Source organism: Hymenobacter crusticola (assembly GCF_002154225.1).
GTDB classification, from domain to species: Bacteria; Bacteroidota; Bacteroidia; order Cytophagales; family Hymenobacteraceae; genus Hymenobacter; species Hymenobacter crusticola.
The window spans coordinates 1-18,182 of the sequence record NZ_MTSE01000011.1; the positions used below are offsets into that span (position 1 = coordinate 1).

17 protein-coding genes are annotated in these 18,182 nt (G+C 57.4%); 10 read left to right on the top strand and 7 right to left on the bottom strand.

The annotated features are described in order from the left end of the window. Both BXP70_RS18475 and BXP70_RS18480 read right to left on the bottom strand, forming a co-directional pair. Nucleotides 1-356 (bottom strand): ABC transporter ATP-binding protein (locus tag BXP70_RS18475; protein WP_143436582.1); only part of this gene is annotated, 356 nt, incomplete at its 3' end. Between the two features lie 38 nt (nt 357-394). Continuing rightward, nucleotides 395-1,654, bottom strand: coding sequence for an efflux RND transporter periplasmic adaptor subunit (locus BXP70_RS18480; RefSeq protein WP_086595603.1), 1,260 nt, complete (start codon nt 1,652-1,654; stop codon nt 395-397). Between the two features lie 311 nt (nt 1,655-1,965). On the opposite strand from BXP70_RS18480, the gene BXP70_RS18485 reads away from it, so the two are divergent. Continuing rightward, entirely contained in the window at nt 1,966-3,342 is a 1,377-nt protein-coding gene (locus tag BXP70_RS18485) for a sigma-54-dependent transcriptional regulator (protein WP_086595604.1), read from the top strand. Further along, nucleotides 3,332-4,684, top strand: a complete 1,353-nt coding sequence (locus BXP70_RS18490) for a sensor histidine kinase (protein WP_086595605.1) — start codon at nt 3,332-3,334, stop codon at nt 4,682-4,684. The genes BXP70_RS18485 and BXP70_RS18490 overlap by 11 nt, the downstream gene beginning before the upstream one ends. Nucleotides 4,685-4,701: 17 nt before the next feature. Here the strand turns inward: BXP70_RS18490 and BXP70_RS18495 are convergent, their stop codons facing one another. Then, nucleotides 4,702-5,472, bottom strand: coding sequence for a hypothetical protein (locus BXP70_RS18495; protein ID WP_143436568.1), 771 nt, complete (start codon nt 5,470-5,472; stop codon nt 4,702-4,704). 312 nt (nt 5,473-5,784) lie between these two features. Between BXP70_RS18495 and BXP70_RS18500 the strand changes: the two genes are divergently transcribed. The 4 genes from BXP70_RS18500 (at nt 5,785) to BXP70_RS18515 (ending at nt 8,410) form a co-directional block, all read left to right on the top strand. Further along, nucleotides 5,785-6,222: a hypothetical protein gene (locus tag BXP70_RS18500; protein ID WP_143436569.1), complete on the top strand. Its 438-nt coding sequence runs from the start codon at nt 5,785-5,787 to the stop codon at nt 6,220-6,222. Beyond that, nucleotides 6,219-6,914: an SCO family protein gene (locus tag BXP70_RS18505; protein WP_086595608.1), complete on the top strand. Its 696-nt coding sequence runs from the start codon at nt 6,219-6,221 to the stop codon at nt 6,912-6,914. Before BXP70_RS18500 ends, BXP70_RS18505 begins: the two co-directional genes overlap by 4 nt. Then, the gene (locus tag BXP70_RS18510) at nt 6,911-7,336 is read left to right on the top strand and encodes a c-type cytochrome (protein WP_086595609.1); all 426 of its coding nucleotides are present in this window, start codon (nt 6,911-6,913) and stop codon (nt 7,334-7,336) included. Before BXP70_RS18505 ends, BXP70_RS18510 begins: the two co-directional genes overlap by 4 nt. Before the next feature lie 129 nt (nt 7,337-7,465). Then, nucleotides 7,466-8,410, top strand: coding sequence for an enhanced serine sensitivity protein SseB C-terminal domain-containing protein (locus tag BXP70_RS18515; RefSeq protein WP_086595610.1), 945 nt, complete (start codon nt 7,466-7,468; stop codon nt 8,408-8,410). Nucleotides 8,411-8,485: 75 nt separating this feature from the next. On the opposite strand, the gene BXP70_RS18520 is transcribed toward BXP70_RS18515, so the two are convergent. Beyond that, a complete protein-coding gene (locus tag BXP70_RS18520; protein WP_179197741.1) occupies nt 8,486-8,995 on the bottom strand; it encodes a DUF2062 domain-containing protein in 510 nt (169 codons plus the stop codon). 87 nt (nt 8,996-9,082) lie between these two features. On the opposite strand from BXP70_RS18520, the gene BXP70_RS18525 reads away from it, so the two are divergent. Then, nucleotides 9,083-10,078 carry a YihY/virulence factor BrkB family protein gene (locus BXP70_RS18525; protein WP_143436570.1) on the top strand — a complete coding sequence of 332 codons (996 nt, stop codon included), beginning with the start codon at nt 9,083-9,085 and terminating at the stop codon, nt 10,076-10,078. Here the strand turns inward: BXP70_RS18525 and BXP70_RS18530 are convergent. Then, entirely contained in the window at nt 10,075-11,313 is a 1,239-nt protein-coding gene (locus BXP70_RS18530) for an MFS transporter (RefSeq protein WP_245849679.1), read from the bottom strand. The two genes, BXP70_RS18525 and BXP70_RS18530, sit on opposite strands and share 4 nt — an antisense overlap. A 177-nt stretch (nt 11,314-11,490) precedes the next feature. Here BXP70_RS18530 and BXP70_RS18535 point away from each other — a divergent pair, with 177 nt between their 5' ends. Further along, nucleotides 11,491-12,873, top strand: a complete 1,383-nt coding sequence (locus tag BXP70_RS18535) for a DEAD/DEAH box helicase (RefSeq protein WP_086595613.1) — start codon at nt 11,491-11,493, stop codon at nt 12,871-12,873. Nucleotides 12,874-12,948: 75 nt separating this feature from the next. On the opposite strand, the gene BXP70_RS18540 is transcribed toward BXP70_RS18535, so the two are convergent. Beyond that, a complete protein-coding gene (locus BXP70_RS18540; protein ID WP_086595614.1) occupies nt 12,949-13,467 on the bottom strand; it encodes a gluconokinase in 519 nt (172 codons plus the stop codon). Between the two features lie 127 nt (nt 13,468-13,594). Then, on the bottom strand, nt 13,595-16,465 hold the full coding sequence (locus tag BXP70_RS18545; RefSeq protein WP_086595615.1) for a glycosyl hydrolase: 2,871 nt from the start codon (nt 16,463-16,465) through the stop codon (nt 13,595-13,597). A gap of 278 nt (nt 16,466-16,743) precedes the next feature. Between BXP70_RS18545 and BXP70_RS18550 the strand changes: the two genes are divergently transcribed. Together BXP70_RS18550 and BXP70_RS18555 are read left to right on the top strand one after the other, a co-directional pair. Beyond that, on the top strand, nt 16,744-17,094 hold the full coding sequence (locus tag BXP70_RS18550) for a low molecular weight protein tyrosine phosphatase family protein (protein ID WP_143436571.1): 351 nt from the start codon (nt 16,744-16,746) through the stop codon (nt 17,092-17,094). Between the two features lie 135 nt (nt 17,095-17,229). Then, complete coding sequence (locus BXP70_RS18555; protein ID WP_086595729.1) at nt 17,230-18,177, top strand: M90 family metallopeptidase; 948 nt, start codon at nt 17,230-17,232, stop codon at nt 18,175-18,177. The last annotated feature ends 5 nt before the right edge of the window (nt 18,178-18,182 follow it).

Sequence of the window (18,182 nt, forward strand, 5' to 3'; positions counted from 1 at the left end):
TTGCGCTCGACCGCGCTTACCCCTAGGTAGACGAGCGGCAGCTCCACGTTCTCTACCACCGTTAGTTCGTCAATCAGGTTGAAGCTCTGAAAGACGAAACCTAGGTCCCGCTTGCGCAGCTCGGCCCGCTTGCGTTCGGTGTAGTGCGCGATTTCAGTGCCGGCAAACTGCAAGCTGCCGCCATCTGGCTCGTCTAGCAAGCCAATGATGTTCAGCAAAGTAGACTTGCCGCATCCCGAAGGCCCCATGATGGCGACAAACTCGCCCTCGCTCACGTGCAGCGAAACCTTGTTTAGGGCTTTGGTCTCGACCTCTTCCGTGCGGTACACTTTTTCCAGGTTTTCGATCTTAATCATGTGGCTCATTATTTCGGGTGTTGGTTAGGTAGGATAAATTATTCCGACTTGTTTTTGAGCACGAGCTCGCCCATGTCGTCGTAACCTTCGTAGCTGGAGGTGACTACTTTATCGCCGGGTTTCAAGCCTTCCAGCACTTCGTAGTACTCCGGGTTTTGGCGCCCGAGACGAATGTCGGCTTTGTAGGCTTTGGTGCCGCTTTCGTTTACCTTGAAAATCCAGTTGCCGCCGGTTTTCTGGTTGAAGCCGCCTTTGGGCACCAGCACGGCCTGGGTTTGGTCGCTCAGAGCAAGGCGTACTTGCAAGGTTTGTCCGCGGCGAATGTCGGCCGGTGGCGTCCCCACAAACTCCATATCTACTTGTAAGCCCTTGGCTACCTGGGTATAGATCTTTTTCACGCTGAGCGCGTAGCGTTTATCGTTGAGCACAAACTCGCCTTGCTGCCCCGGGAAGATGCGCGAGATATAGTACTCGTCAATGTTGGCGCGTACCTTCAGGCCGTTGAGCATATCGAGTTGCCCGATGCGTTGCCCGCGGGCTTTCGACTCCCCAATTTCGGCGTTCAGGGAGGTAAGGCGCCCGGCCACCGGCGCCTTCATGGTGAGGTCGTCCATCTTCTTGCGCATTAGGGCTAGGTTGCTCTGCATGCGCGCCACCGACTGCTGCATCTGGTTGATTTGCTGGCGTGTAGCAAGCGAATCCTGGCGCAGGGTTTGGCGGGTGAGTTGCTGCTTGCGCACTTGGTGCTGGTAGGTGTTCTGACTCTGGTTGAAATCCTGACGCGAAATAACCTTCTGCTCGTAGAGCGTTTTGTTGAGTTCGTAGATGCGCTTGGCTTCCTTCAGCTGGTAGTCGACGTCGGCTAGCTGGTTGAGCTGTTGGATCCGGTTTTGCTGCATCAGGTTGCGCGTGTTTTGCAGGTTATTCATCAGGTCGAACACGGCCGTTTCGCGGTTCACCATTTCCAGCTGCAAGTCGCTGTTCACTAGCTGCAAAATGGGCTGACCGGGCACTAGCGCGGCGCCGTCTTCCACCAAAATACTTTTCACCGTGCCGCCCTCGGTAGCATCCAGGTAAATAGTTTTGATGGGCATCACGGTGCCATCGATGGGAATAAACTCCTGAAACGCGCCTTTGGTGACCTCGCTGATGGTAATGCGCTCAGGGTCAACGTTCAGCTTGGTTGGGCCAGCCGTGGAGAAGAAGCTAGCCGCCACGAGCCCCGCCACGAGCACCACACCTGCCAGGAGCAGTAGCTTGCGGGTGGTCCAGGTTTTCTGTTGAATTATTACGTCCATGTCGCTCCCCGCTCGTTGCTTACCTTGCCAACCGCGGTTATCTGACCCGCCGTAAGGATTATGCCACTCGTACAAATACTTGAAAATAAACTACTTACAACTAAATATATCTTAAGAGGCAGTAAAACTGTTCGTTTTCGATACACTGCACCGTCCGGTCCTGATACACATTGGTCTGTGCTCAGCGCAGAAACCTGTCTAGCACGCCAGAATCGGCCTTTTTGTAAATTAGTATAGTTTGTGGTTGGCATTCGAATGCATAGTACCTAGGTTTCCGACTGGCTCTTTCTTCTTCTATTTTCAATAGTTCAATGACTTTCCGTAAGGCGCGCGTGCTGATAGTTGATGACGACAGCGATGTGCTGTTTGCCGTGAAGATGTTGCTCAAAACCGAGGTGCAGGAAGTCGTGACCGAGAAGAACCCGGAGAACCTACTTCCGCTCTTAAGTCGGCAGTCGTTCGACGCTATCTTCTTGGATATGAACTTCAAGAGCACCCTAGGTACCGGCAACGAAGGCCTCTACTGGCTCGGCCGCATCCTGGAGCGCGACCAGCAGGCCACCGTGATTATGATTACCGCACACGGCGAAATCAGCACGGCCGTGCGGTCGTTGAAGGCCGGTGCCACCGATTTTATCGTTAAGCCTTGGCACAACGAGAAGTTTCTGGAAACGCTGAACGCCGCCTTGCAGCAGAAAGCGCGGAAAGCTAGCCCCGCCAATAGCCAGCCCAAGCGCCCCACGTCCTTCGCCGCCGATGCTATTCTGGGCAATTCAGAGCCGATGCAGGAGCTGTTTCACAAAATAGAGAAGGTAGCGCCTACCGAAGCCAACGTACTGCTGCTCGGCGAGAATGGCACGGGCAAAGAGCTTGTTGCCAAAGCGTTGCACCAACGTTCTTTTCGCGCCAACAAGCCCTTCGTGACGGCCGACCTAGCCGCCATGAGCGAGGGAATCTTCGAAAGCGAGCTTTTTGGACACAAAAAAGGCTCCTTTACCGATGCCAAAGACGACCGAATCGGGCGGTTTGAAGCGGCCTCCACGGGCACGCTGTTTCTGGATGAGATTGGCAACATCTCGCTGCCGCAACAGGCCAAATTGCTCACAGCCCTGCAAAACCGACAGATAATTCCGGTGGGCAGCAATACGCCCGTACCCGTCGATATTCGACTTATTTCGGCCACCAATGCCCCGCTCTACGAGCTTGCGGCCACCCAGCAGTTTCGGAAAGACCTGATTTATCGCATCAATACCGTTGAAATCACCTTACCGCCCCTCCGGGAGCGGGGCGACGACGTGCTGCTGCTAGCTCGCCATTTTGCGGCGTTGTACGCAACCCGCAACCACAAGCCCACTCCCGAGTTTGAGCTGGCTACGCTCAAAAAGCTCAAGCAGCATAGTTGGCCCGGCAACATTCGGGAGCTACAGCACGCCGTGGAGCGGGCCGTTATCCTGGCCGACGGTAACGTGCTACGTCCCCAGGACTTTACATTTTCGGCCATGGAAACGCCACAGCCTGCGCCAAGCCTGCTGGCGTACCCAACGGGGCCTTTGCAGTTGCAGGAAGTGGAAAAAAACACAATCCTGCGCGTCATTGAGCGGCACAACGGCAACATCACTAAGGCCGCCAAGGAGCTAGGTATTACGCGCACTGCCCTCTACCGTCGCCTCGAAAAACATGATCTTTAAGCGGTTCGACGTTGGTATTTTGATTCGACTGCTGGGGCTGTTTGCCTTGTTGTACGCAGCCGTGCATTACGCGCACCAAAGCGCCTACATGCCCGCGTTGTTCCTGGGTTTTCTGATTGTAGGGCTAGGGTTGGAGCTAGCCCGCTACGTCACGCGCAGCAACCAGGAGCTAGCGAGCTTTCTGCTGGCCGTAAAATACCGCGACTTTTCCCAGCACTTCAATGAAGCGCATACCGACCCGGCCCTAAAACAGCTTCACACCGCTTTCAACCAGCTAAACGGCACCTTTCGCCAGCTGAGCGCCGAGAAGGAAGCGCAGTTTACGTACCTGCAAACCATCTTGGCACTGATCGACACGGGTATTATCTCCTACGACTCAAACGGGCAGGTGGAGTGGGTAAACGAGTCGTTTAAGCAGATCTTGGAGCTGCCGTATCTGCGCAACATGCACGCTTTGCAGAAGCGCCATCCGGTGTTGCACGAGGCCATTCAGCAGCTACAAGTCGGCGTCCCGGCAGTAGTGAAGCTGACTGTTGGGCAAAAAACGATGCAGCTCTTACTGTCGGCAACCTCCTTTAAGATCCACCAGCGCAGCTTCACATTAGTTGCCTTCAAAAACGTAAGCCATACCTTGGAGGAAACCCAGACCGAGGCGTGGCAGAAGCTGCTGCGCGTGATGACCCACGAGATTATGAACTCGGTAGCACCAATTGCCTCACTGGCTGACACATTGCGTCGCCACGTGCACCTGGAAAAGGCAAAAGCCGCCGTGTCGCTCGGCACCGACTCCGACTTGCTCGACGATGTGGAAGAGGGCATCCGCATCATTCAGCACCGCAGCGAGGGGCTGCTGAACTTTGCCCAAGTGTACCGCAATTTCAGCAAAATCACGACGCCCCTGCTCACCACTATCTACGTGCAGGAGCTGTTTCAGAGCATTCGTGCGTTGCTAGCGCGCCAGCTCGCCGAACAGCACATTGAGTTAGTCCTTTCCGTTCAACCGGCCGATTTGCTTCTGCAAGCCGATAGCCAACTCATGGAGCAAGTGCTGATCAACTTGGTGCTTAACGCAGCACATGCCGTAGCGGAATGCTCGCAGCCGCGAATTCAGCTAATAGGCAAAAGCACAGCCGACGGGCGGGTCGTGCTCGAAGTGCTGGATAATGGCAGCGGCATTCCGACTGACCTGCTGGACAGTATTTTTATTCCCTTTTTCACCACGCGTCCGAATGGGTCGGGAATTGGACTTAGTCTAGCCCGGCAGATCATGCACCTGCACAAAGGCAGCATCCAGGTGCAGTCGGTGGAAGGCGCGGGCAGCGTGTTTCGGCTGGCCTTCTGATAAGCTAGCAGCGTATGCTAGCCAGCTAGCATGAGGATCACCCCCACCAGCAGCAGAATAAATGCTATAGGTAAGCTAATAAAAAACAAGCCGACAGGCAAAAGGCTCAGGAGCAATAAGATGCCTGCAGCAATTATTAAACTTAGCCCAACTTTGCTGCGTTGGCCTATGCTTTTGGTGGCTGTTTTCTCCTCGGTAGGTGCATCTGAGGTTGCTTCTGGCGCTGCCGTAGGAGAAATAAGCGCTCTTCTGGCAGCTCTGCGTTCTTCGCGCAAACGGCGCAGTCGGCCGTTTTTCCCTTGAAAAAACAGTAGAGCCACGCCAGCTATCATCAGCATCAACCCTAGGAAGCCCCCCATAGCCTTTGCCAGGCCCGGCCATTCTCCGCCAGTGTCAGCGTTGGCGCTAGCAATTACAACTGCTAGGCCCCCGGCGGTCAGGACCCCACCTACCACATTTACCCCGGTAGTAGCGGGGTCGGGCTTGCTGCTTGGCGTTGGTAACAGCACTTTCTTCAAGGTGTCGGCGGGAGCTTCCAAGGGCTTGATTTCCGCCATGGTCGGCACCGGGGCCTGTGGCCGGTCGATTGTCTGCGCTGCGGGAGCTTCATTCGACACTGCGGCCGGTAGCACGGGTTCCGCTTGCTCAGCGGAGGCTACCAGCAGTGGGGCTGTTGAGCGTGGGCCATACTCGCGTACCGCAGGGAAGTGGGCAATTCCTTTTGTACTTTGACAACTAGCAACGGTAACTCCGAGGACCACCGCCATCAGCAGAAGTGCGTGACGCATAAAGCACGTGATAATAGATTAAAAGAATAATTCCGAAAAAACTAATCACCTCACGAGAGCCAAGCTCGTCAATAGACACTCCTAAAGCAAATAGGATAATTCTCCAGCACTTTCGCTTCTATTCTGCTTATTTATTTTTACCACGCCTTGCCCACTGCTGACAGGGCGGCCTTTTGGAGAAGGGCAACTTTGCCCCACCTAGGTGGGCGAACATCCTCTTAGTAAGGCGTTGTTTATTGAACAACCCACCCGCCGCCGATTGTTGTATCGGTGCACGTGCTGGCTTCCGCGCGCGTGCTGTACCTTCGCGCCGTGGAATTCTCTCGTTTTACCCTCTTACTTGCAGCCTGGTCCCTTCTGACGGTGCTGCCCGCCTGCCTCTCGCTGGAAAGTGAGGAGCAAAAAGCTGAAACCGCCGAAAAAGCTGTGCTAGGCAAGCACGACGAGCTGATGGGCAAGATGGACCAGCTCTACGACCTGCGGCAGCAGCTTCAGAAAGCTAGCCTGCCTGATACGGTAGAAGCGGGCCAACGCCGCCGGTCTTTGCTGGCAGCCGATGCAGCTATGATGAGTTGGATGCACCAGTATCACAAGCCCGCTGCTTCGGTGGCAGCCGATCAGCAGCTGGCTTACTTTCAAAAACAGCAACAGTTCATTGATTCCGTCGGGGTACTGATGGAACATAGTATTGATTCGGCGCAGCGTGTGCTTAAGCACGCCCAACCGGCTTCCCAACCTTCCGCCCAATGATTTCTTCCGTTTTTCGTCGTGCCGTGCACGTGAGTTTGCTGGCCCTGACCGGCACCATCCTGTTTCCTGCTTGCTCTTCTAAGAACGCCCCTTCTGAAACGGCCACGCACCTGCCCTACTATGGCGACCGGGCCATGCAGCCCGAGCCGATTAGTGGGCCGGCCGACACTATTTTTACGGTACCTAGCTTCACGCTCACCAATCAGGACCGCAAAACCATTACCAACGATACCTTCAAGGGCAAGATCTACGTGACAGACTTTTTCTTCGCGACTTGTCCTAGCATTTGCCCCAAGATGCAGAGCGAGCTGCTGCGCGTGTACGAGAAGTTTCAGGGCGACCCACGGGTGCTGTTTCTCTCCCACACCATCGACCCGGCGCACGACTCTATTCCGGTGCTGCGCGACTATGCCGAGCGTCTCGGGATCAAGGATGCTAGCCGCTGGCACTTTGCCACCGCCCCGCACGACACAATTTTTAGCCTAGCCCGCGCCTATATGACGGGTGCCATGGAAGATGCAACCGTGAAAGGCGGCTTTGCACACAGCGGCACCTTCGCGCTGGTCGATCCACAGCGCCACATTCGCGGGGTGTACGACGGCATGGAGCCCAGCCAGGTAAACAAACTGATGCAGGATATTCCGGTGCTGCTGAAGGAGATAGAAGCCGAAAAGCAAACTGCCGCCCGATGAAGCTAGGTCCACTGCAATGGGTGCGGGCCGCGGCCGTGCTAGTGGCCATACTGCTGCTCGCCGGCTGCTTTACCAAGCGGAAAGACGAAGGTGCCCGCCTCTACGCTCAGCGGTGTGCCAGCTGCCACGGCGAACAAGGGGAAGGCTTGCGCCGCCTTATCCCGCCTCTAGCTGGCTCCGATTACCTAGCCCAGCACCGCAGCAGCCTCCCTTGCCAGCTACGCAAAGGCTTGGCCGGCGAAATTGTAGTGAACGGCGTGAAATACAATCAGTTGATGCCCGGCAACGAAAGCCTCACCGATTCGGAAATCACTAATTTGCTGAACTTCGTCCAAACCTCTTGGGGAAATAAAGGCGAAGTCTGGACAATTCGGGAGGTGGCCGACGAGCTGCAGTACTGTGGCGGGGCGCGCGGGCTGTAGGCCTAGGCTAGGTATTGTAGTTGCCTAGGTATTAGTTTTGCCTAATCCTATCTTCAAAAATCTATAGTGCGAGCAGGTTAAGTTTTTCCTCAATCCTCAGTAGCTTGCCAGTCCAAATCATTTATACCTATGGGTCTCTTCGACTTTCTAAAATCTAAAAAGCCTACCGACGCCCCTGCTACGCCAGCACCGGCCGATTCCTCTGCTGCTCCGACCACGACTCCTGGGGCCGCGGGTCCACGTTATAAAGGCTCTAACTACACAGCGCCAGCTCCCGCAGCACCACCGGCGCCAGTGATTCCGCCTATGCCCCCAATGCCGCAACCGCCGGCCTTCCAGCCCACCAACATCTTGGAAGAGCTGCTGATGCGCGCCGCCACCGAGCCACAAGTACGCCCCGGCTTCTACCAGGCGCTGCTGCAAGAAGAGGTTATCGTGATTACGGCGCCCAAAGAAGGGGTACCAGCCGGCGAAGTAACGGTGGAAGCGGGCAGCGAAATTCAGCTGCAAGTACTGCACGACGGTAAGATTCCGGTGTTTACCTCGAAAGATCGAATTTTTGACGGGGAGAACGTACCAGAGCCGCTGTCCTACCTGCGTTTGCGCGGCTTCGATCTATTCAACATGGTGCAGGGCGCCGACTGCGCGTTGAACCCCTTCTCGGTGGTGGGCAAATTGCTGCCCGCTGCTGAAATAGCCGATTTGTTGTCGGGTAATCTTTTCCAAGGCGCTGGCGCGCCGCCAGAAGGTGCCCAAATGCTCATCGGCCCGCCCGCCGAGGAGCCAACGGCGCTGATAGAAGCGCTAAGAGCTTACTGCGCCGAACACCCATTTATCGAAGTTGCGCACCTAGCTGAACTGCGATTGGAAAACAGCGAGGAGCCGCCGCGCTTGCTACTGGCCTTCCAGACGGAAACCAACGACCCAGCCTTCCTGCAAGAGCTAGGCCCCGTTATCCAGGGTAATTTGTCGAGCACGCACCAGTTTGTGGATATGATGCTGATTGACCCAAGCTCCGACGAGCCGCTGAACCAATATTTCCAGCAAGTCGAGCCGACCTACCAGCGCGCCTAAGCTACTTGTCTGGTTTTTTCCGAGAGAGTTACCCAGAGCGTCAGGCCCCAGATTCGGAGCTTGACGCTCTGTCGTTTATGCCGCCTGCCGCGCAATAATTCGCTTGAATACCGGCCGCAGGCCTAGGTACAACAGCCCCGCCAGCACCACCGACCCCAGCGCCCACAGCAGTAGAGCCCCCAGCTCAGCACGCCACAGCAGACTAAACGCTCCCCCTAGGTCGTGCTCCAGCAAGTGGCGGAGCTTAGCCATTGTCAGGTCGGGTGCAGGACCTTGGCCAAACAGGCGCGCACCCAAGCGCAATAATGGGATGATGAGCAGCAATTGCACCGGGCTGAGCAAGTGGCTCACGAGCAGCATAGCCGCTACGTTCAGTCGCAGGCGCACGGCCGTGATGGTGACGAGAAAAGTGGTACCGCCCAGGAAAGGCACTAGGCCAAACACCACCCCCAAAGCAACAGTAAGGGCCAACTGGCTCGGCGACAATCCCTGCTTGAGTAAGTGCAGCAGCGGATCGACCACGCGGCGACGCAGCCAGGCGACAGGACCAGAAGAAGAAGCGGGCGACGCGGGTGGCAGAGACAAAGCAGTCGTAGTTTTTGAGCAACAAATTTTGGTGCGGTGGGCGTTAGTCCATTCAAGCGCGGGGCAGTACCTTCGTTTCTGCTCCGCGTGGCCTCGCGCCCACGGATTGTACGCGAGTTAATGACAAAAGTACGCCAACCGGGTCAGCCCCGGCCGAAAGTCTGGACGGATTTCTTTCTGCTGCTGCGGCGGGCCGCCCGTGAGTTAGCCGCCAACGATCCGCTACGCCTGGGGGCAGCCACGGCATTCTTCACCACGTTTGCCCTGCCGCCCATTCTGATCATCCTGATTCAGCTGCTTGGTTCGCTTTACTCCCGCTCGGCCGTGCGGGGGCTATTGCTCACCAAGCTCTCGGCCCTGCTAGGCACGGCGGCGGCGGGACTGGTTCAGCAGATCCTGCAAAACGTGACCAACATCGAGCGCAGCCGCCTCGTGACGTGGCTCGGGTTTGGCTTTTTGCTGTTCATTGCCACCACGCTGTTTGTGGTGATTCAGAATTCTTTGAATCAGCTCTGGCAGATCCGGCCACGACGGGCGAGCGGGCGTTTCACCAAGATCGTGAAAGAGCGGGCCCGGTCGCTGGGGCTGCTCCTTGCCACCGGCATGCTGTCGATGCTCGCTTTCCTGATTGATGCTGCCCTGAGCTTCTTCACGGCTTACCTGCACAGCTTCGACGTCAACATTAGCCACTTTCTGTTCCAGGTACTGAATGTTATCACGTCGCTGCTGATTCTGGCGGCTTGGTTTGCAGCCACTTTTCGTACCCTGAACAGCGCTAAAGTGCCCTGGCGAGCTGTGCTGCGCGGAGCCGCTCTTACCGCGGTGCTCATTGAGCTAGGAGAGAATGTGCTTGGCTTTCTGCTCGTGCCGCGCAACCTAGGTCCGATTTACGGGCCGGCGTCCAGCATCGTGCTGGTGCTGCTCTTCGTGTTTTATTGCGCTATCATTTTCTACTTCGGCGCTTGCTTTACCAAGGTTTATGCCCACTACGTCGGGATGGACATCCGGCCCAAGAAGTCGGCCGTGCGCTACCGACTGGTAGAGCTAGACGATGACCACCACGGCTCAGAGCCAAAGCGTTAGGCTACCGGCCCTGGTTCCGCAGAACGCCCGTAGAACCGGTTAGCGAGGAAGGCCATTAGCACGAAAAACAGTCCTACGGCACACACGCCGTGCCAGCGGTAGGCAGTCCAAGCGGCGCCGCCCACCACCGAGCCCACCGAGCCCCCGATGAAATAAGCCGTCATGTACACGGTATTCAGGCGGCTGCGGGCCTCCGGCAACAGGGCAAAAATGCGGGACTGGTTGGAAATGTGCGCGCCCTGCACGCCCACGTCCAGCAAAATAATGCCTAGCACTAGTCCCACTAGGTATTGGCCACTGACTCCTAGGATTATAAACGCCGCTAGCGACGCTAAGATACCTAGGCCAATAGCGTAGTCGGCGCCGCGCTTATCGGCCATTTTACCGGCAATAGGCGCCGCCAGCGCACCACACGCCCCGATCAGGCCAAAGAAGCCAACGACATCGCTCTTGTAGAAGTAAGGACTACCTTCCAAGAAGAAGACTAGTGTTGTCCAGAAGACGCTGAAGCAAGCAAACAGGAAGCCGCCCACCAGCGCCGCGCGCCGCAACGGCACAAACTTGCGCGTGAGCGTTACCAATGATTTCATTAGGCTACCATACGTGCCCTCAAACACTGGCTGGTCTTTGGGTAGCTTTAGGGCCAGCACCGCTACCAGCAGCAGCATGGCCAAGCCACCCGCCCCGAACACTGTACGCCAGCCAAAATGCGCCCCTACGTATCCGCTGATGGTGCGCGAGAGCAGAATGCCTACCAATAATCCACTCATTACTTTTCCCACAATTTTGCCGCGTTCCGCGCTGCTGGCGAGGTTGGCCGCCATAGGAATCAGCAGCTGGGGCACTGCCGAGAAAATGCCAATCCACACGCTTGCTACCAGCAGGATGGTGAAAGAGGGCGCCCAGGCCGCTACGCCCATCACGACGGCTGCGAGCACCAGCTCTAGCAAGATCAGACGCTTACGTTCTAGCTTATCGCCCAGCGGCACCACAAACAGCAACCCTAGGGTGTAGCCGATCTGGGTGGCGGTAGCTACCAAACTCACGTGGCTGTCGGACAAGCCGAAAGTGCGGCCTATTTCCGCTAACAGGGGCTGGTTGTAATAAATATTGGCGACCACCAAGCCGCAGGAAATGGCCATGAGCCACACCAGGGAGTTGCTCATGGGGGTCACTGGCGCCGTTTGCGCTTCCGAGGCGGGCACGCGCGCGGTCAGTACGTTGTTGTTACTCATTAGTAGGGTACGCTCTTTTCAATGTAAAGGCAGATCACGCGGGAATGCACCGTGGGGCGCTCCCGCTAATTTTCTTCAACCACTACGTATGCAGCGAGGTTCTGGCCGTCGTAAAAAGAGAAACGACGAGTAGCCGCTGATACCTTCCTACCTTTGCCCTAGCATTCTTTGTTTCTTATGACCACATTCGCCGACCTAGGTCTCGCCCCCACCCTGCTCCAAGCCCTCACCGAGCTCAACTTTACCACGCCGACGCCCGTGCAGGAGCAAGTAGTGCCCATGGCACTCGCCGGGCAAGACGTAGCCGGACAGGCGCCAACGGGCTCGGGCAAAACCGCTGCTTACGGTCTTTCTGTGCTGCAACACGTGGATGTGACGCAGGATGCGATGCAGGTGCTGGTGCTGGTACCCGCCCGCGAGCTAGCCTTGCAGGTGCGCGACGCGCTCAAAAAGCTAGGTAAATACCTCCCCAACCTGCGAGTGGCGGCGTTCTACGGCGGCCATGCCATGCGCGACGAAACCTCGTCCCTCAAGCAAGCCCCGCACATCGTGGTAGCCACACCCGGCCGCCTGCTCGACCACTTGGAGCGCCGCACCATCGTCCCGAATCAGCTCAAGACCCTCGTGCTCGACGAGGCCGACAAGCTGCTGGAGCTAGGTTTCCAAGACGAGCTGGTGGAAATTGTGAAGCGCCTGCCGCGCCGCCGCCAAACCCTGCTGTTTTCGGCCACGATGTCGGAGAAAGTGCTGAACTTGATTCGGGCCAATCTTACCCGGCCGCGGGTGGTGAACCTAGGTGAAGAGGAAGGCCGCATCCCCGAAAATCTGACGCTGCTTGGCCACGTTGGGTCGGTGGAGCAGAAGCCAGCGGCATTGTATCACCTGTTGCAGCAGCCCGATGCGGGTCGCGTGCTGGTGTTCTGCAACACGCGCGAAAAGTGCCAGGAGGTAGCACGCTTCCTGGTTGGGCGCGGCGTGGCGGCAGAGGTGTTGCACGGCAAAATGCCCCAGCCCGAGCGCGACAAAGCCCTGATGAAGCTGCGCAACGGCTCCAGCCAAGTGCTGGTAGCTACCGACGTAGCCGCCCGCGGCCTCGACGTGACGGCCCTGGACACGGTGGTTCAGTATGAGTCGCCAGATAAGGCGGATGCCTTCCAGCACCGGGCCGGGCGCACCGCCCGCGCGGGCGCCGAAGGCACTGCCCACCTGCTTGCCACGCCCGCTGAGCAAAGCCACGTGCAGAAGTGGCCCGTGGCCGAGACAATACAGTGGAAAGCTATGCACGCGCCGAAGCTGCCCCCTGCGGCTCCCAAAACACCGAAACCGGTCAGCACGACCTTGCACGTTTCGGCAGGCCGCAAGGACAAAGTGAGTGCCCACGATCTGGTAGGCACCTTCGTGGCGCACGGCGGCTTGGAGCGCGACGCTGTAGGGCACATCGAGGTGTTTGACCACTACAGCTACGTGGCTGTACCGCGTCAGCAAGCTCAGGAAGTGGCCGAGCGCGTGACGGGTGCCAAGATCAAAGGCCGCAAGATTCGGGTGTCGTTGGTGGAATAAGTGGCTCTAGGCTCGGCACAGCATCCCCTAGCTAAACTACCCCGGCCACGTGTAGAGACGCGATATTTCGCGTCTCTACTTGGCGACGTCCTGGGGCGCGTAGTCCTGGATAATTTGCGCTACTATATTTTGCGGGCTCTGCTCGTTACTCAATTCGATACGCACGCCGTAACCCGGTTTTTCCAGCGTTTCCAACTGCGAATCAAGCATATCGGCTTTCATGTAGTGGTCTGTGCGGTGCTCTAAGCGGCTGCGCAGGAGTTCGCGCGAACCATCCAAAAAGACCCAGTGAATCGGCTGCTCGGCGCCACCTTGCAAGGTTTGGCGGTACGTTTCCTTCAGGGCAGAGCAGGCTAGCACGGCGCCACCGGTTTTCTCCCACTCGCTGATGCCGGCGGCCATTTGCGCAAGCCAATCGCGGCGGTCATCGTCGGTGAGCGGAATGCCGTTGCCCATCTTCGCCTTGTTAGCCGCCGAGTGAAAATCGTCGGCGTCGTGAAAGGGAATTGCTAGCTCTTTCGCTAGTAGTTCGCCTATCGTCGTCTTGCCGCTCCCCGATACGCCCATTACAATGAAAATACTACCACTTGCCATGCTCGATTGCGTTGAAATTGATGTTTTGGCCTTATACGTATAAGTATAAGCTCAAGCATGTAAGTTAGTTTTTGTCGCTGCCTTGGTAAGTTCGACGCTAGTCCTTGCTAAAATCCCTAAGCAGTGGTTACTGTCCGCTATTCTGAGTTCGGGCTTCCGTACTTACCGCTAAGGGCTGTAGCGTAACCGGACCTAGCAAGCCAGAAGGCTGCAACGGCCAGCTGGATGCATCGAATGGCTTGTAATACAAATCCACAAAGTTGATTTCGTGATACTTACGCCATTCCACTTTGCGCTTGTCTAGGTCGATGATGCGGTTCGCCATCAGGTTGGCAATTTCTAGCTTTAACGTGTTTTTGCCTTTCTTCAAGTAGGCACCCACTTTCTTTTCGTACGGATGACTCCAGATGTAGCCAGCGTCTTGCCCGTTGATCCACACGTGGGCGCTTTCGCGCACGTCGCCGAGCTTCAGTAGGTAGTCGGCGCCGGTTTTGGCGGGCATGGTGAACGTGACGGTGTACTCGGCCGTGCCAGCGAAGCGCTTGGCATTGTCGTCGGCTAGGTCGGTCCAGGAGGTGAGCTTAGTTAGCGTTTGGTCTTTGGGCAGTTCGGGGCCGCCGCTGGTGAAGTGCAGCTTCCAGTCGCCAGCGACGGCGACGGGTGTGCCGGTCGGGGCTAGGTATTGCCAGGGCTGCCCGGCTACTTCCGCCTGCTCCGCTGCTTTCAGAATCAACGACTCACCCGGCTTGATTTGCAGGCGCACTTTGGTTTGGCCGCCCTCGGCGGTCGTGCTGGCGAGCCCAGCGCGCCCATCTTGGGGGTCCAGAATCGTCACAGCCTTTGCGCTGGTGTTCAACGGTACCCACGAATCGACGGTATTGGCTGTGTGGTTGACGAGGTAGTAGTAGCGCGTGCCCTTGTCGTTGCGACGCACAAACTGCAAGCCCGTATCGGTGAGCGTTTCGCGGTTGATCTTACTGTACGCCAACGCTTGCTGCACGTCGGCGGCTAGTACGATCTGGCCGCTGCCGACCTTAGTGACTTGCACGCCAGTGCCGGCTGCTGCGAAGCTCAGCCCCGCCGTAAGGGCCTTCAACTGCTGCCGCCGACCCTCGAGGTCGTGGAAGCCGGGAACATCTTTGGGCAGTTCCTGCAAAATAACGGTGGCACCCTGCTGAGCTAGCTTCACCGCATTGGCCAGCGTCTCGACGGGCATGTAGCCGGTAGCCGGGATAATCAGCGCCTTGTAGCTAGGTCCTTGCGCCGCCACCCGCAGGCTGGTGCCAGTGGCTTGCGCCTGCCGAATCATAGCATCCGACACGAAATCGACGGCGTAACCGGTTTTGGCGAGTTGCACCGCGTTTTTGTAGAACGCCGTGGGATACAGCCACTCCTCGATGGTGTGGATGCTGATCATCATGTCGAGCTTGGGCGGGGCGTTGTGCCGCACGTCGTACACGGGCCAGTACATCAGCACGTCGTTGTCGGCCTGGCCGGCTTGCAGCACCGATTGGCAGCGCGTGATGTACTCGTTGAGCCCTTTCAGGTGAGGCCACCAGCTATTAGAGGGCGCAAAGTTGGTGGATGCGTAGAACAGCCAGCCCGGCCAGTTGGCCTGCTCCGGCGAGTAGGTAGTGCCGTGGTAAAAAATATGGTTGACGCCCGTCAGGAAAGCGAGCTCGGCCTGGGGCTTGCAGTGCGCCAGCGGCACCTTGAAATGCTCCCCGAGCCAGGTAAAGGTTTCCGAAGAAGTTAGGGCCCGGCCCATCACGTTGGCCCCGGAGGAAGCAAACTTCATCATCACCGGATCGGGCGGCACGTTCTTCGTATCGACGGTATAGTAGCGCATGTCCGGAATGGGAAACTTGGTCAGGCCAAAGGTTTCACACTCGGGAATATCTACGCTGGCGTACAGATCGAGCACGTTGCCGGGCGCCCCGTGCGCTTGGTTTCTGGAAACGGCTTTCTGTCCGTGAATCCAATTCGTCCAAGGCTTGGTGAAATTTTGCTGCACCATTTCAGCCACTGTCTCGCGGTAATCGTCGCGGATGCGGGCTACTTGGTCGTTATTTTCTTTACTCACCAGCTCGCGCAAATACAGTCGCAAGTCATAGCCGCGACGCTGCTGAAATTCCTCGAACAACCTAGGCGAAAAATCGGCGTCGTACACCTCGTAGCTGTCGTTAAAAAACGACCGGATGCCCGCGGGCTTCCCTCCGAACGCCGTATCAAAGCGGCGCAGGTACGTGTTCAGTGCCTGCTCCGATAAGTGGTCCATCGTAAGACCAGCCCCGCCGGGCGCGGCCCGCTTCACCATCTGCCCGGTGTGCCCGCCAAAGGCGGCATAAACCTGCCAGGTGCCGGCCGTTGGGCGCCAATCGAGCAGGCCGCTGGCGTCCACTTTCGCCAGTAAGTCAAGTCGTTCGCCTTTGGGGCCGTAGGCTACTACAGCCTTGAGCGGGGCACCTAGCTTTTGCTGCTTGGGATCTTGCGCCACCAATTTTTCGGCGAGGCGCTGTCCGGCCTTCACCTCGTAGGTTTGTACCACAAGCTTGCCGGCGGCACTTTCCGGCGTAATCTGCGGGCCACCATAGGGCCAGCCGGTACCGAGGTTCATATCCACACCCATCCCAAGGGTGTGGGCTTGTTGCACCGTGGCACCGAGCATGCGCATCCAGGTGGGCGAGAGATAATCGATATACGACTGCTCGTAGCCGACGGCCCCGTAGATGGGCGTTATCTCCACGCCTCCTAGCCCAGCCTCGGCGTAGAGCTTTAAGTTGCGGGTAAGGTTGGCTTCGTCCACGGCATTGCCCATCCACCACCAGCGCGTCCAGGGTCGATTTTCCGCTTTCACGGTGGGCCAAGCTGCTGAAAGTGAGGTGGTAGTAGTTGACGGCGGCGCCGTATTGGAGGCGGTAATCTGTTGCTGGCAGGCAGCAAAAGCCAAGGCGCACAGCGCAGTAGCCAGGAGTTTTTTAGGGTCGAGTGGCAACATTGGGAGGTTTTGGGACGGAAACAAAGCGCCACGAAGGAGCAAGGAGCGCCGATTATTTCAGGAACGAGAAAAGAAAAGTGAGGTGGTGTACAAGCTCTTGTAGTGGCTAGGTAGCCCACCAGCGCAGCCTGTAGCAGAGCAAATAAACGCGCATTTGTGGTGCGCACTCACCTGAAGTCTGCTGGTCGGCAAGCAGGTTGTGGTCTGACGACCTCGCCTTCGATAGCGAAGCAGGAAATTGCCTTCGTATTTTTGCGCCGATCAGCCCACCAGTCACTTTGCCGCACCTCTCCCCCGACGCTCGCCAGCTTCTCTTTATTTGCAGTCAGAACCGCTGGCGCAGCCTCACCGCCGAGCACCTGTTCGACCAGCACCCGCACTACGTGGCGCGCTCGGCCGGTACCGAGCCGGGCGCCCGGGTGCGCGTCACAGCTGGGCACCTAGGTTGGGCCGATATTATCTTCGTCATGGAGCGCAAACACGCTGATATTCTGCGCGAAAAGTTTGCCCCGGAGCTAGCCGGCAAGCCCGTTATCTGCCTGCGCATCCCCGATAAGTTTCAGTTCCTCGACCACGTATTGCAAGAACTGCTGCGCGAGCGGCTGCAAGAGCACCTAACGCACTTTTGAATTGGTGTCTGTCCGGTACGACGCCAGCTATGCGGCCGGAGAAGCATCGCAACCTGCTTTATGGGAGAAAAAAGCGCCGAAACCTAGCCATTCGGCGCGTTGGTGCGTACACGGGCGCTGTTGCATTTTCCTCCCATGAACTACATCATCTGGCTAGCAGTGCTGGCCGCCGTCATTTTTGCTTTTTACCGCTACGTGACCCGCGAAAGTCGCGTGCGCGCCGCAGCGCTAGCGCAAGATTTTCCCGCCGGTTGGCGCCAGATCCTAGCCGAGCGCGTGGCCTTTTATCTGGCGTTGTCAAAAAATGAAAAGCAGCGCTTCGAGCGGGCCGTGCAGATCTTTCTGGCTGAAACGCGCATCACCGGGGTGCAGGTCGAGGTAGATGATTCCACGCGCGTGCTGGTGGCGGCATCAGCCATCATCCCGGTTTTTGGCTTCCCCGACTGGCAATATGGCAACCTAGGAGAAGTGCTCATCGTGCCCGACGCCTGGAAGATGGACAAAGACCCGAACAAAGAGGTAGCACCGCTGGAAGGCACGCTATTAGGCAGCGTGCAAAACTTCCAAAACCAGCACTATATGCGTCTCTCCAAGGCTTCTTTGGAGCAAGGCTTCCGCGACGCCATGGACAAGCAAAATGTGGGCATCCACGAATTTGCTCACCTCCTCGACCAAGCCGACGGTGTCATCGACGGCGTGCCGAAGCTAGCCTTGCCGCCCGAGTTGCTCCAACCCTGGGCCGAGGTAATGCAGCGCGAAATTCAAGCCATTCGGGATGGCAAATCCGAAATTAACCCCTACGGCGCCACCAACGAAGCCGAGTTCTTCGCCGTCGTCACGGAGTACTTTTTCGAGAAGCCCGAGAAGCTCCAGGAAAACCATCCCGAGCTGTACCAACTCCTGAGCCGTGCCCTACGCCAGAACCCCAAGAAGCGCTTCCTGCGCTTCAGCGTTGATCCTAGGGAGTGGCTAAAGACCCTGCGCAGCAAGCGCAAGTTCGGGCGCAATGACCCGTGTCCGTGTGGCAGTGGTAAGAAGTATAAAGATTGCCACTTGTTGCAGCAAGAGAAACAGGCTGCTTAATAAAT